This window comes from Streptomyces sp. NPDC048196, assembly GCF_040652715.1.
GTDB lineage: Bacteria > Actinomycetota > Actinomycetes > Streptomycetales > Streptomycetaceae > Streptomyces > Streptomyces siderophoricus.
Genome location: NZ_JBEZMM010000005.1, coordinates 17378 through 29262 on the forward strand (window position 1 = coordinate 17378; position 11885 = coordinate 29262).

General features: G+C 70.0%; 15 protein-coding genes. 5 read left to right on the top strand and 10 right to left on the bottom strand.

Annotation, left to right across the window (positions count from 1 at the left end):
* Positions 1-4: 4 nt before the first annotated feature.
* Both AB0E02_RS08170 and AB0E02_RS08175 read left to right on the top strand, forming a co-directional pair.
* Positions 5-1420, top strand: coding sequence for a glutamate decarboxylase (locus AB0E02_RS08170; protein WP_362137183.1), 1416 nt, complete (start codon positions 5-7; stop codon positions 1418-1420).
* Positions 1421-1525: 105 nt separating this feature from the next.
* Positions 1526-2002: an SRPBCC domain-containing protein gene (locus AB0E02_RS08175; RefSeq protein ID WP_362137184.1), complete on the top strand. Its 477-nt coding sequence runs from the start codon at positions 1526-1528 to the stop codon at positions 2000-2002.
* A gap of 157 nt (positions 2003-2159) precedes the next feature.
* Here the strand turns inward: AB0E02_RS08175 and AB0E02_RS08180 are convergent, their stop codons facing one another.
* From AB0E02_RS08180 to AB0E02_RS08195, 4 genes are all read right to left on the bottom strand, one after another.
* Positions 2160-2801 (bottom strand): PadR family transcriptional regulator, encoded by a 642-nt coding sequence (locus AB0E02_RS08180; RefSeq protein ID WP_362137185.1) that lies wholly within the window; start codon positions 2799-2801, stop codon positions 2160-2162.
* A 204-nt stretch (positions 2802-3005) separates the two neighbouring features.
* Positions 3006-3554 carry a DinB family protein gene (locus AB0E02_RS08185; protein ID WP_362137186.1) on the bottom strand — a complete coding sequence of 183 codons (549 nt, stop codon included), beginning with the start codon at positions 3552-3554 and terminating at the stop codon, positions 3006-3008.
* 716 nt (positions 3555-4270) lie between these two features.
* The gene (locus AB0E02_RS08190) at positions 4271-5728 is read right to left on the bottom strand and encodes an aldehyde dehydrogenase family protein (RefSeq protein ID WP_362137188.1); all 1458 of its coding nucleotides are present in this window, start codon (positions 5726-5728) and stop codon (positions 4271-4273) included.
* A 104-nt stretch (positions 5729-5832) separates the two neighbouring features.
* On the bottom strand, positions 5833-6696 hold the full coding sequence (locus tag AB0E02_RS08195; RefSeq protein WP_362137189.1) for a helix-turn-helix transcriptional regulator: 864 nt from the start codon (positions 6694-6696) through the stop codon (positions 5833-5835).
* A gap of 313 nt (positions 6697-7009) precedes the next feature.
* On the opposite strand from AB0E02_RS08195, the gene AB0E02_RS08200 reads away from it, so the two are divergent.
* Entirely contained in the window at positions 7010-7504 is a 495-nt protein-coding gene (locus AB0E02_RS08200) for an ATP-binding protein (RefSeq protein ID WP_030414952.1), read from the top strand.
* 147 nt (positions 7505-7651) lie between these two features.
* Here AB0E02_RS08200 and AB0E02_RS08205 read toward each other — a convergent pair whose 3' ends face one another.
* The 5 genes from AB0E02_RS08205 to rpmG form a co-directional block, all read right to left on the bottom strand.
* On the bottom strand, positions 7652-7891 hold the full coding sequence (locus tag AB0E02_RS08205) for a DUF397 domain-containing protein (RefSeq protein ID WP_261956420.1): 240 nt from the start codon (positions 7889-7891) through the stop codon (positions 7652-7654).
* 519 nt (positions 7892-8410) lie between these two features.
* On the bottom strand, positions 8411-8674 hold the full coding sequence (gene rpsR / locus AB0E02_RS08210) for a 30S ribosomal protein S18 (RefSeq protein ID WP_362137190.1): 264 nt from the start codon (positions 8672-8674) through the stop codon (positions 8411-8413).
* 87 nt (positions 8675-8761) lie between these two features.
* Positions 8762-9910: a GTP-binding protein gene (locus AB0E02_RS08215; protein ID WP_362137191.1), complete on the bottom strand. Its 1149-nt coding sequence runs from the start codon at positions 9908-9910 to the stop codon at positions 8762-8764.
* Positions 9910-10161, bottom strand: a complete 252-nt coding sequence (locus AB0E02_RS08220; RefSeq protein WP_310728319.1) for a type B 50S ribosomal protein L31 — start codon at positions 10159-10161, stop codon at positions 9910-9912. The genes AB0E02_RS08215 and AB0E02_RS08220 overlap by 1 nt, the downstream gene beginning before the upstream one ends.
* A gap of 5 nt (positions 10162-10166) precedes the next feature.
* Positions 10167-10331 carry a 50S ribosomal protein L33 gene (gene rpmG, locus AB0E02_RS08225; RefSeq protein WP_030801565.1) on the bottom strand — a complete coding sequence of 55 codons (165 nt, stop codon included), beginning with the start codon at positions 10329-10331 and terminating at the stop codon, positions 10167-10169.
* A 75-nt stretch (positions 10332-10406) separates the two neighbouring features.
* On the opposite strand from rpmG, the gene AB0E02_RS08230 reads away from it, so the two are divergent.
* Together AB0E02_RS08230 and tatA are read left to right on the top strand one after the other, a co-directional pair.
* The gene (locus AB0E02_RS08230) at positions 10407-10652 is read left to right on the top strand and encodes a hypothetical protein (RefSeq protein WP_362137192.1); all 246 of its coding nucleotides are present in this window, start codon (positions 10407-10409) and stop codon (positions 10650-10652) included.
* Between the two features lie 54 nt (positions 10653-10706).
* Positions 10707-10916 (top strand): Sec-independent protein translocase subunit TatA, encoded by a 210-nt coding sequence (tatA, locus tag AB0E02_RS08235; RefSeq protein ID WP_030414946.1) that lies wholly within the window; start codon positions 10707-10709, stop codon positions 10914-10916.
* Between the two features lie 24 nt (positions 10917-10940).
* On the opposite strand, the gene AB0E02_RS08240 is transcribed toward tatA, so the two are convergent.
* Positions 10941-11786 (bottom strand): nitrilase-related carbon-nitrogen hydrolase, encoded by an 846-nt coding sequence (locus tag AB0E02_RS08240; RefSeq protein ID WP_201810333.1) that lies wholly within the window; start codon positions 11784-11786, stop codon positions 10941-10943.
* Between the last annotated feature and the right edge of the window lie 99 nt (positions 11787-11885).

An 11885-nucleotide genomic window follows, 5' to 3' on the forward strand; every position in this document is an offset into this window, starting at 1 on the left:
ACAGTTGACTCTGCACAAAGGCGCATCGACGTCCGACCAGAAGCGCACCGCACGCCCGGTCAACCCCTTCTACGGCGAGGCCGACCCGGTCTCCGGCATGGAGACCTCGCCACCCCGCACGACCCTCCCCGACGGGCCGGTCTCCCCGCACACCGCCTACCAGTTCGTCCACGACGAGCTGATGCTGGACGGCAACGCCCGGCTCAACCTGGCCACCTTCGTCACGACCTGGATGGAACCGCAGGCCGGGGTCCTGATGACGGAATGCCGGGACAAGAACATGATCGACAAGGACGAGTACCCGCGCACCGCCGAACTGGAACGGCGCTGTGTGGCGATGCTCGCCGACCTGTGGCACGCCCCCGACCCGTCGGCCGCCGTCGGCTGCTCCACCACCGGGTCGAGCGAGGCCGGCATGCTCGCCGGCATGGCGCTCAAGCGGCGCTGGATGCGGCGGAACGCCGACCGCTACCCGGGCAGCGCCCGCCCCAACCTCGTCATGGGCGCCAACGTGCAGGTCTGCTGGGACAAGTTCTGCAACTTCTGGGAGGTCGAAGCGCGCCTGGTCCCCATGGAGGGCGAACGCTTCCACCTGGACGCCGCCTCCGCGGCCGCACTCTGCGACGAGAACACCATCGGCGTCGTCGCCGTCCTCGGCTCCACCTTCGACGGGTCGTACGAGCCGGTGGCCGAGATCTGCGCCGCCCTCGACGAGGTGCAGGAACGCACCGGCCTCGACATCCCGGTCCACGTGGACGGCGCGTCCGGCGCGATGATCGCCCCTTTCCTCGACCCGGAACTGGTCTGGGACTTCCGCCTGCCGCGGGTCGCCTCCATCAACACCTCGGGCCACAAATACGGCCTGGTCTACCCGGGCGTCGGCTGGGCGCTCTGGCGCGACATGGACGCGCTCCCGGAGGAGCTGGTCTTCCGCGTGAACTACCTGGGCGGCGACATGCCGACCTTCGCCCTCAACTTCTCCCGGCCCGGCGCCCAGGTCGCCGCCCAGTACTACACCTTCCTCCGCCTCGGCCGGTCCGGATTCCGCGCCGTCCAGCAGGCGACCCGCGACGTGGCCCGCTCCACGGCCGAACGCATCGAGGCCCTCGGCGACTTCACCCTCCTCACCCGCGGCGACCAACTGCCCGTCTTCGCCTTCACCACGGCCGACCACGTCACCTCGTACGACGTCTTCGACGTCTCCCGCCGCATGAAGGAACGCGGCTGGCTGCTCCCCGCCTACACCTTCCCCCCGAACCGCGAAGACCTCTCCGTCCTGCGGATCGTCTGCCGCAACGGCTTCTCCCACGACCTGGCCGACCTCTTCCTCACCGACCTGACGCAACTCCTCCCGGAACTCCGCCGGCAATCCGCCCCCCTCGACCGCCCGCAACGCCTGGCCACGGCGTTCCACCACTAGCCCGTCTCCCCCTCCCGCACCTAGGGAGGCACCGGAGACGAGCTGACAAGGGCTGACCGGACTGACAAGGTCTGAGAACAAGGGCTGAGAAGGAGCGTGCACACCGTGGACCAGGAGAACGTGAGCGCCACCCTGACTGTCGCCGTGCCCGCCACGCGGGTCTTCGCGGTGCTGGCGGACCCGACGGCCCATTCCGCGATCGATGGCACCGGCTGGGTCCAGGAAGCGGTCGACCGCGCGCCGCTGACCGAGGTGGGGCAGATCTTCCGGATGGCCATGTACCACCCCCACCACCCCGACGGTGACTACCAGGTGGCCAACAAGGTGCAGGTGCTCGACCCACCACACGCCATCGGCTGGCTGACGGGGGAGGAGAAGGACGACGGCCGCCTGGAGTTCGGCGGCTGGACCTGGCGTTACGACCTCACCCCGCTCGGCCCGTCCGAGACCGCGATCACCCTCACCTACGACTGGTCGGCGGTGCCGCAGTCCATCCGGCAGTACCTCCACTTCCCGCCGTTCGCCCCCGAACACCTCACCAACTCACTGCACCACCTGGCCGAACTCGTCTCCGACGGGTGACGTGGCAGACGACGGCCTTGAGGCCTGACTGCTCTCGGTGCCCTACTGACGGTCTTAGCGACCGTCTTGGCGACCGTCTTGATGACGGTCTCAGCGACCGGCTGGTGACGGTCTCAGCAACCGGCTTGGTGACGGTCTCAGTGCCCTGGTGACAGCCTCACTGAACATCCCCCGGATGACGCTCCCCCGTCGCGTACGGGTTCTCCTCCCCCTCGGCGAGCACCCCGACGAACGGCTCCCCCTCGCCCGCGAAAACGTACGCCCCGCCCTCGATCCGCTCGATCAGCCCGCGGGTCCACACCGCGCCGCTGTCCGCCGAGTGCACCCACAGGTTCATGATCTCGCCGATGTGGCCGAGCTGCCCCGGCCCCTCCTCCGGCGTGTAGTACCCGGTGACCGTGGACCGCCACTCCTCCAGTGCCCGCACCCGCTGCTTGAGCAGCGCCACCGCCTCGTCCCGCGGCAGATCCACCACGAAGCCGATGCCCGCGCTCAGCACGTCGAACTTCTGGTCCGCCCGGGAGAGCGCCTCCCGCAGCAGCGAGAAATACTCCGCCTCGCCCGCCGGGGTCAGCTCGTACTCGGTACGCGGCGGGCCGCCGACGGTACTGGGCGCGATGTCGTGCGCATGCAGCAGCCCTTGCTTGGCCATCTGCTTGAGCGCGTGGTAGATCGAACCGGGTTTGGCGTTCGACCACTCGTGGGCGCCCCAGTACTCCAGGTCGTTGCGCACCTGATAGCCGTGCGCCCGCCCGTGCTGCCGCACGGCGCCCAGTACCAGCAGCCGGATCGCCGACATCGCACCCCTCGCGTCCCGTCACCTCTGCGTCCGTCGCCCCCCACGACACATCGCCTCGGCAACACACCTGGTCGGGCCGCCACCGGACGACGCCCCGACCCCTCAAGGCCCAGCCTAGAACGCACAAGGAACGCTACGCCGCTCCCCTTCCCCGGCCTTCCCCCAGCCTCCCCTCCCCCTCCATCCCCCTACCCCTCCATCCCCCTATCCCTCCGTGGCCTGCAGCTCCTCATCCACCAGCCCGAAGGCGGTCTTACCGTCCAGCGACTCCCGGATGATGTCCGCATGGCCGGCGTGCCGGGCGGTCTCCTCGATCAGGTGCAGCAGCAGCCAGCGCATCGACTGGCGGGCGTCCTTGGGGAACCACGGCGCCTCGGGCAGCGGGAACGTGTCGTTCAGACTCGGCACGGACCGCACGAACTCCTCGGTCCGACGGGCGACGTCGTCCCAGAACTTCAGCACCCCGGCCACCGTCTCGCCGTCCTCCAGCTGGAACGACAGGTGCCAGGTCTCCTGCGTCCGCTCGATCGAGTGCGGCCGCTCCTGCGCCGTCTCCACCCAGCCCTGCTCGGTCTCCGCGACATGCTTGACCAGCCCGGCCAGCGACAGCTCACTCGCACTCGGCCGCTGATTCGCCTGCTCGTCGGTCAGCCCCAGAACGGCCCGCCGCAACCCGCCCCGCTGCGCCTCCAAAAAGGCCAGCAGCGCCCCGATCTCGTCCCCATGAGCCTCAGCCGCAACATGAGTAGGCATGCCATCCACCTTCCGCCCCACACACCAAGGACACCCGGCCCCACACAACCGAGCCGCCGCCCTCCAACACCCCCAAGCTAGCCCCCATAAAGGACAGCCCGCGTCCTCTTTCCCCAAACCCCCAACAACACCAGCCACACACCCCGTCCCCGCCCCAACACCTCACCCCCACCGACGCCCCCGCACGCCACCCCCTCCCAACCCCCAACTACTTTCTGTTACGCTCGCGGGAATAAAACTACCCTCCGTAATCGTTGCCGGAAAAGAAGGAGGCAGCCCGGCCCAAGGCCCCCGCGCACCACCCCACGTCACGCCACACAGCACCCCACACCGCCCGCGACCAAAACCCCCACACGCCCCCGAAACCCACGCACGCCCCGCCCACAACCCGCCCCGAGACGACCCCGCCCCGAGCCCGCCCGCCCCTTAACCAGCCCAGCCCAGCTCACCGCAGCCCAGCTCACCCCAGCTCAACTCGGCCCAGCCCAACGCCGCCCCCGAGCCCGCCCAGCCCACGGCCCCCACCGAGCCACCCCCCGAGCCGCCCACCGCACAGAAACGCCGACCGGAAACGCCAACCGCTCATCCCAGATACGCCAACCCCTCAGACCAGATACGCCGACCGCCCGGAACAGATCCACCAACCGCTCAAGCCAGATCCGCCAACCGCTCGGAACAGATCCGCCGATCACCTCGGATCCGCCGATCGCCTCGGATCAGAACGGAAACGCGGACCGCCCATGCTGGATGGAGATCCACTTCGTGGTGGTGAAGGCCTCCACCATCGCGTCCCCGTTCAGCCGGCCGACCCCCGAGCTCTTCTCCCCGCCGAAGGGGACGATCGGCTCGTCGTGGACCGTGGCGTCGTTGACGTGGAACATCCCGGTGTCGATGCGCTTGGCGAACCGCACCCCGCGCTCGATGTCGCCGGTGTGCACCGCGCCACTGAGCCCGAAGGGCGTGGCGTTGGTGATCCGTACGGCCTCCTCCTCACCGTCGAACGGGACGAGCAGCGCGACCGGGCCGAAGATCTCCTGGGTGAGGAGCGGAGAGTCGTCGGGGAGGCCGCTCAGGACGCTCGGGCCGACGAGCGTGCCGTGGGTCTCGCCGTGCAGGAGCGCCGAGGCGCCCTCGGCGACCGCGCGGTCCACGAGGGAGGCCACCGCCTCGGCCTGGCCCTCGTTGATCAGCGGGCCGATGTGGGTCTGCGGGTCGGTGGGGTCGCCGACCTTGAGGGACGCCACCTTGGCGACGAACTTCTCGGTGAACTCCCGCTCGACGGCGCGGTCGACCAGGATGCGGTTGGCGGCCATGCAGACCTGGCCCTGGTGCACGAAGCGGCTGAAGACGGCGGCGTCCACGGCGTAGTCGATGTCGGCGTCGTCGAGGACGACCAGCGCGCTGTTGCCGCCGAGTTCCAGGATCGAGTGCTTGAAGTGGGCGGCGGCGACCGTGGCGACGTGGCGGCCGACCTTCTCCGAGCCGGTGAAGGAGATCGTCTTGGGCACGGGGTGGTCGATGAGCGCGTCGCCGATCTCGGCGATGTCGGTGACGACGACGTTGAGCACACCCGCCGGCAGCCCGGCCTCCTCGAAGAGCTTGGCGACCAGCCCGCCGCCGCAGATCGGGGTGTTCTGGTGCGGTTTGAGGACCACCGCGTTGCCCAGCGCGATGGCCGGCGCGACGGACTTGAGCGAGAGCAGGAACGGGAAGTTGAAGGGGCTGATCACCCCGACGACGCCGACCGGCAGCCGGTAGAGGCGGTTCTCCTTGCCGTCGATGGGCGACGGGAGGATGCGGCCCTCGGCGCGCAGCGCCAACTGGATGGCCTCACGCAGGAATTCGCGGGCCAGGTGCAGTTCGAAGCCGACCTTGGTGAGCGTGCCGCCGACCTCGGCGGCGATCGCCTCGGACAGTTCCGCCTCGCGGTCGTCGATGATCCGCAGGGCCCGTTCGAAGACCAGCCGCCGGGTGTACGGGTTGACCGCGCCCCATTCCCGTTGCGCACGCTCGGCGGCGCGGTAGGCCTGGTCGATTTCCTCGACCGTGGCGCAGGGTATGGAGGCCAGTTTCTCGCCGTTGTAGGGATTGAAATCGACGATGTCCCACGAGCCGCTTCCGGAGCGCCACTCACCGTCGATGAACTGATAGGCCAACTCGTCGAAGTAGGACATGCCATCCCGATCTGGAGAACAGGGCGCGCGGGGCGCCTAGTTGGGGGGTGCTGACTCCTGATGGGGCGCATCCTACCGACGCGTCACATGAGAGGGGATAGACGTCACATAAGTTGGAGTAGACCACGCAAAAGGTCTCTGGTCTCCGCCGGACTGGGTCCCTCTTCCTGGAGGCGGTCCATCACCCGCGCGTATTGGGCCACTTCTTCGGGCTTGTCCACATACAGTGCGCTGGTGAGCTGTTCCAGGAAGACGACGTCCGGGAGTCCCGATTCCTGGAATCCGAGCATGGTGAAGGCGCCGAATTCCCCCGCGTGCCCGCCCAGGCTGAACGGCATGACCTGGAGGCGCACATTGGGACGTTCGGAAACGTCGATCAGATGCCGCAGCTGCTCGCGCATCACCTCGCGTTCGCCGTACGGGCGGCGCAGCGCCGCCTCGTCGAGTACGCAGTGGAATTGCGCGGGCCGCTCGGCGACGAGCAGTTTCTGGCGTTCCATGCGGAGCGCGACCCGGCGCTCTATGTCGGCGGGCGCGGCGTCCGGCATGCCGCGCCGGATGACGGCCTGTGCGTAGCTCTCGGTCTGCAACAGCCCGTGTACGAACTGGACTTCGTAGACCCGGATGAGCGAAGTGGCTCCTTCCAGGCCGACATACGTCTGGAACCAGCTGGGCAGTACATCGGTGTAACTGTGCCACCAGCCCGCGACGTTGGCCTCGCGTGCGAGGGAGAGCAGCGCCTCGCGCTCCTGCGGATCGCTGACTCCGTACAGCACGAGGAGGTCCTCGACGTCGCGTGCCTTGAAGCTGACCCGGCCCAACTCCATGCGGCTGATCTTGGATTCGGACGCACGGATCGAGTAGCCGGCCGCCTCGCGGGTTATTCCACGGGATTCACGCAGGCGGCGAAGCTGCGACCCGAGCAGGATCCGCCGCACCACCGACCCGCTCGACTCACTTGCGGACACCTCTCTGACCCTCCTGTGACCCACCCCGTCCAATGGTGGGCCGCAGTCTGCCACGTTCAGGCTTCGTTGAGTGCTCATCCGGTTACTGATATGAGCCGCTCTCTCAAGCCCTCCACAAGAACCGGTGGCAATAATTGCCGCCAAACCGGGCTGATCCCCTCCAATCGCGGCGCGTGCACGTGCATCTGCCCTTGCATCTGTCTCGCACATTGGGAACCATAGGCGGCGCACGCATGCACGCTCGTGAAAGATCCGCCAGATCCGGCTGAACCGGCCAGGGTCATGACGTCCGCGAACGCCAGGAGTGCCTCGCATGGGGACCAAGGTTTTGACCATGCTCGAGCCGTTATGGCAGGGCTTTCCTCCCGTCGACCCGCTGGCCGTCTCCGGATCCGCGTCGTGCACGCTCCCCCCGCGGTACGAATCGGTGCGCTCCGCGCGGAAGTTCACCCGTGACACGCTCCAGGGCTGGGAACTCGACGAGCTCTTCGACTCGGTCGCGCTGGTGGTGTCCGAACTCGTCACCAACGCCCTGAGACATGCGGTCCTCGCCGCCCCCGAGCACGCCGACGCCCCGCCGCCCGCCCGGCTCCACCTGATGCGCTGGTCGCAGCGGCTGATCTGTGCGGTGCGGGATCCCAGTGATGACTCACCGGTGGCCGGCGAGGCGGATTCCGCGGCGGACTCGGCGTCCGAATCGGGGCGGGGGCTCTATCTGGTGGACTCGTTCAGCGACAGCTGGGGCTGGCACCCGCTGTCCGGCGTCACCCACGGCAAGATCGTGTGGGCGCAGTTCCGGCTGCCGTAGCCGGCCGTGCCCGCCACCCGTCGTACACGAGGAGCGCCCGCCCTGCCGGTGGGCGCTCCTTGCATATGCATGTGCCGACGTCGCCTCTGCACGTGCCGGCGGCGCGTGGTGCCGCTCGGCGCCGTGGCCTCTGGGTCGCGTGAACGCTCAGTCCGGTACGAGGTGGTCGAACTCCCCGTCCTTGACGCCGAGCAGCATGGCCCGTACCTCGGCCGGGGTGTAGACGAGCGCCGGGCCGTCCGGGAAGCGGGAGTTGCGGACCGCGATCTCACCGCCGGGGAGTTTGGCGAACTCCACGCAGGAGCCCTGGGAGTTGCTGTGCCGGCTCTTCTGCCAGGTCACATCGCGGAGATCCGTTGCGGCCATGCCGTTGTATGCGTGGGGCACAGGGCTCTCCCGGTGAGAAATGGTGTCAACTGCCCGGGATCATAGCTGCGTTCACATGCGGATGCATGCGCAGATGCACGTGCACGACAGCCGGTGCCGCTCCCGTCACAGCTTGTCGAGCACCTGCCCCCACCGCTCCCCCACCATCGATCGCCGGCCGCCGCCCCTGATGCGGTGTGCCTTTACCTGGTACGGACGGTCCGGTTCGAACCCTCATGGGCGAGGAAGAGACGTGTGCCACGCCGCTCGGGTTCCAGGTCCGGGTGAGGGTCCGGCCGGCGAGGCCGCCCCTGCTCCTCGTCGGCGTCCCCCCGGCGCAGCCGCAGCTCCCTCCCCCTTCCCCCTGGCTCTTGGCGGCTCCCTTCGGCCAGCCGGAAATCGCCCCGCATCAGCCACCGGGTGATCGGCCCGGGCTCGGTCAGCGCCCGCCGGACCTCCGCCGGCGCAGGCGGTCGGACCGTGCGGTGCGACCTCCGGGCGGTGGATCCGCTGCCGGCCGGCCCGTTCCTCGGTCCCCCGTCACCGTGAGGCGTACGGAAGCAGCGCCATCTCCCGTGCGTTCTTGATCGCCCGGGCGATCTGCCGCTGCTGCTGCGCGGTGACCCGGGTGACCCGGCGGTGGGGGCACCTCCCGGCCGAAGGCTGGGGGAGCACCTTGCCGCGGTCCGAGAGGAACTTCCGCAGCAGATCGGTGTCCTTGTAGTCGATGTACGTGATGCCGGCCGCGTCGAGCGGATTGGGGCGGGGCGTGGTCCTGCGGCGCGGGTCGTGCCGTCGGGGCATGGGAGTTCCTTGTGACGAGGGCGGGCGGGGAGGGTGTGAGGTGCCGCGGGCCGCGGGCCGCGGGCTGCACCCTGCGGCACCGGGGGGCTACGAAACCGGATCGAGGAGTTCGTCGAAGGCGGCCGGCAGGGTCTTCCAGGCCGGTGGGCCGCCCGCGTACTCGGCGTCGGTGAGCAGGCAGGAGTCCAGGAGGGAGGTGAGCCCGTCGCGGTCGAGTCCCGGCGAGGTGAAGACCAGGTGCTGGGCGCGGTCGCCGTGCTCGGGGTGCCAGTCCAGTGCGGCGGCCGCGCGGCGCATCGGCGGGACCATCTCCCAGGCGGCGTCCGGCAGTGCGGCCAGCCAGGGACCGGCGTTCTCGACGCAGAGCGCTCCGCCGGCCGCGTCCCAGGAGAGCAGGGTGTCGGGCCGGTCGGCCAGCCAGAAGCGGCCCCGACTGCGCGCGGCCGCGCAGGTCAGGTCCTCCAGCGCGGTGTAGAGCCGCTCGGGGTGGAAGGGCCGGGTGTGCCGCCAGACGAGGGTGCCGACGCCGTCCGCGTCGGCCTCCTGGGGGAGCAGCGCGCAGGCCGGGTGCTGGCGGGCGGCGGCCGCCTCGACGTCGAATCCTGCCGTGGCGGCGGCCGCCAACCGGCCCGACTCTACCGGCACTTGGCGGGCGGTGGGGTGCAGTTGGGCGAGCAGTGCCAGGTCGGCGGGCTCGGCAGGCTCGTCGCCCGCGGCGATCGCCAGCACGGGTGCGTATTCCAGCTGCCGGGCCCAGGTGTCGGCGACCGTGCGCCGGTCGGTCGCCGCGGCAGCCAGTCCGGCCTCGGTGAGGTCGTCGCCGCAGCCGAGGTAGGGCAGCAGCAGCGCGGGGTCGACGGCGGTGATCACCTGTGTCAGTGCGAGGTGCTCGCTGCCGCAGGTGGTGATGACCTCGGCCATCGCCTTGGGTTCGACGGAGTCCCACAGTTCGACGACCGCCAGCCGGCAGGTGCGGCCGGCGGCCAGTCGTTCCAGCTCGGGCACCAGGTCCTCGCGCAGGGCGCAGCAGGCGCAGTCGTTGACGAGCGGTGCCTCGCCGGTGGCGAGGGTGCCGCCGGCGTCGCGGATGGTGCGGCGGACGGTGCCGTCGGCGGCCGGGGCGAGGTCGTGGTGGAGGGCGACGCTGCCGGGGACGGAGTGCAGCAGCCGCTCGACGGTGGCCCGCCGGGCGTCCGCGTGCACTCCGCCCACCAGCACGATGTTCAGCGGGCCCATCAGCGGGCCCGCTTGCCGTAACGCCGCTCGAACCGCTCGACGCGGCCGGCGGTGTCCAGCACCCGGGCGGTGCCCGTGTAGAAGGGGTGACTCGCCGAGGAGGTCTCGACGTCGATGACGGGGTAGGTATGGCCGTCCTCCCACTCGATGGTCTTGTCGCTGGTGGCGGTGGAACGGGTGAGGAAGGCGTGGTCCGCGGCCCGGTCGCGGAAGACGACCGGCCCGTAGGTGGGGTGGATTCCGTGCTTCATGGGGCTCAGCGCTCCTCTCGGAAGGTGACGTGCCGGCCGGCCACCGGGTCGTACTTGCGCAGGTGCAGGCGGTCGGGGTCGTTACGGCGGTTCTTGCGGGTCACGTAGGTGTAGCCGGTGCCGGCGGTGGACCGGAGTTTGACGACCGGGCGTAGTTCGTTGCGGGCCATGCCGGCTAGTATACGGAAATGGTTTCCATTTTCAATAGGCTCTGACCTGGGCCTCTACCGGAAGGAGCGCTGTCGATGCCGTCGATACCTACGACGCCTTCACTGCCCCGGCAAGGCAGGATCGCGGGGAACGCGCGGCGCCGGGCGGTCGTCGCCTGTTACGCGGCCCGCCGGGCCGTTCTGCGGGCCGTCATCCGTAGTTGCCCCACACCGGCGGAGGTGCGCGCCGCCGGCCGCGCCCGGTCGGCCCGTCGGCGGCCCGCTCAGCCGTCCGGCGCCGGCGGCGCCCCCCGGACCGCACCGCCCGGCACGGCCGGGTAATACTGGACAGAACGCCCGCCGACCCCTGGCGGCCCCCGACGGAAGCGAGTGCGCATGCTCCGCAACGCCTTCGAACCCTGGCACCTGATCCTGATCATCGCGGTCCTGGTGCTGCTCTTCGGCTCGAAGAAGCTGCCCGACATGGCGCGCGGGCTGGGCCGCTCGATGCGGATCCTGAAGTCCGAGGCCAAGGCCCTCAAGGACGACCGGGCCGCCGAGGCACCCCGCGCAGAGGCTCCTGCGGAGTCCGCCGCCGGCCGCTGATCCCGGCCGGGCTGCCGACCGTGGTCAGTGGTCGCCGCCCTCGTCGATCAGCCGCCGCACCTCGCGGTCGATCAGGCCCAGCCGGGCCTCGGCGACCAGCGGCACCGCCCGGCGCTGCCGGCGCGCCTCGGCCAGGTCGATCTCGACGGTGACCAGCGCCGGCTCCCACTTGGGCGCCTGCGCCACCACCGCGCCGCGCGGGTCCACCACCCGCGAGCCGCCCCAGAACGTCGCCCCGTGCTCATTGCCGACCCGGTTGACGAAGACCACCCAGCACTGCAGCATCTTCGCCGTATAGGACAGCAGCGTGTCCCAGTACAGGCCGGTGTCCATCGCCTCCGGGTCCAGGCTCGCCGCGCTGTTGGTCGGCACGAACAGCACCTCCGCCCCGTCCTGCACCGCCAGCCACGGCAGCACCGGCTGCCAGGCGTCGTTGCAGACCAGCGTCGCGCCCCGGCCGCCGCGGGCGGACCGCTTCAGCTCGTAGGCGCGCAGCGACTGTCCGGGGCTGACGTGCTTGCGCTCCTCCCAGGCGAGGTAGTTGGGCAGATAGAGCTTGCGGTGGGCGTGCAGCAGCGCGCCGGCCGCATAGTGGGCCGCGGTGTTGTACGCGCGCAGGCTGGTGTGCTCGTGGAAGCCGACGAGGACGTCGGGGCCCAGGGTGCTCAGCTCCAGCAGCCGCGGATCGTTCGCCTCGATGGACTCGTCGCGCTTGAGCGCGCCCAAGTGGTAGCCGTGCAGGCTCAGTTCGGGGAAGACGACGAGATCGGTGCCCTGGGCGGCGGCCTGCTCGATCTGCTCATGGGCGGTCTTCAGATTGTCCGCCACCTCGCCCAGCACGCAATCGGTCTGCGCCAGCGCAATGAGCATGACCCCACCTCATCGACTCATCACTTTTGCGGCTTTTCCGCCATTTTGCCAGAGGCGGAACGGACCGGCACCACCCCGCGGAACTCCCGCTTCCGCGCA

Coding starts and splice junctions, on each gene's coding strand:
- AB0E02_RS08180 (WP_362137185.1), bottom strand. CDS start 2,801: ATGTCGGCGATCCGGCTGCTGGTACTGGGCGCCGTGCGGCAGCACGGG.
- AB0E02_RS08185 (WP_362137186.1), bottom strand. CDS start 3,554: ATGCCTACTCATGTTGCGGCTGAGGCTCATGGGGACGAGATCGGGGCG.
- AB0E02_RS08190 (WP_362137188.1), bottom strand. CDS start 5,728: ATGTCCTACTTCGACGAGTTGGCCTATCAGTTCATCGACGGTGAGTGG.
- AB0E02_RS08200 (WP_030414952.1), top strand. CDS start 7,010: ATGGGGACCAAGGTTTTGACCATGCTCGAGCCGTTATGGCAGGGCTTT.
- rpsR (WP_362137190.1), bottom strand. CDS start 8,674: ATGCCCCGACGGCACGACCCGCGCCGCAGGACCACGCCCCGCCCCAAT.
- AB0E02_RS08215 (WP_362137191.1), bottom strand. CDS start 9,910: ATGGGCCCGCTGAACATCGTGCTGGTGGGCGGAGTGCACGCGGACGCC.
- AB0E02_RS08220 (WP_310728319.1), bottom strand. CDS start 10,161: ATGAAGCACGGAATCCACCCCACCTACGGGCCGGTCGTCTTCCGCGAC.
- rpmG (WP_030801565.1), bottom strand. CDS start 10,331: ATGGCCCGCAACGAACTACGCCCGGTCGTCAAACTCCGGTCCACCGCC.
- AB0E02_RS08230 (WP_362137192.1), top strand. CDS start 10,407: ATGCCGTCGATACCTACGACGCCTTCACTGCCCCGGCAAGGCAGGATC.
- tatA (WP_030414946.1), top strand. CDS start 10,707: ATGCTCCGCAACGCCTTCGAACCCTGGCACCTGATCCTGATCATCGCG.
- AB0E02_RS08240 (WP_201810333.1), bottom strand. CDS start 11,786: ATGCTCATTGCGCTGGCGCAGACCGATTGCGTGCTGGGCGAGGTGGCG.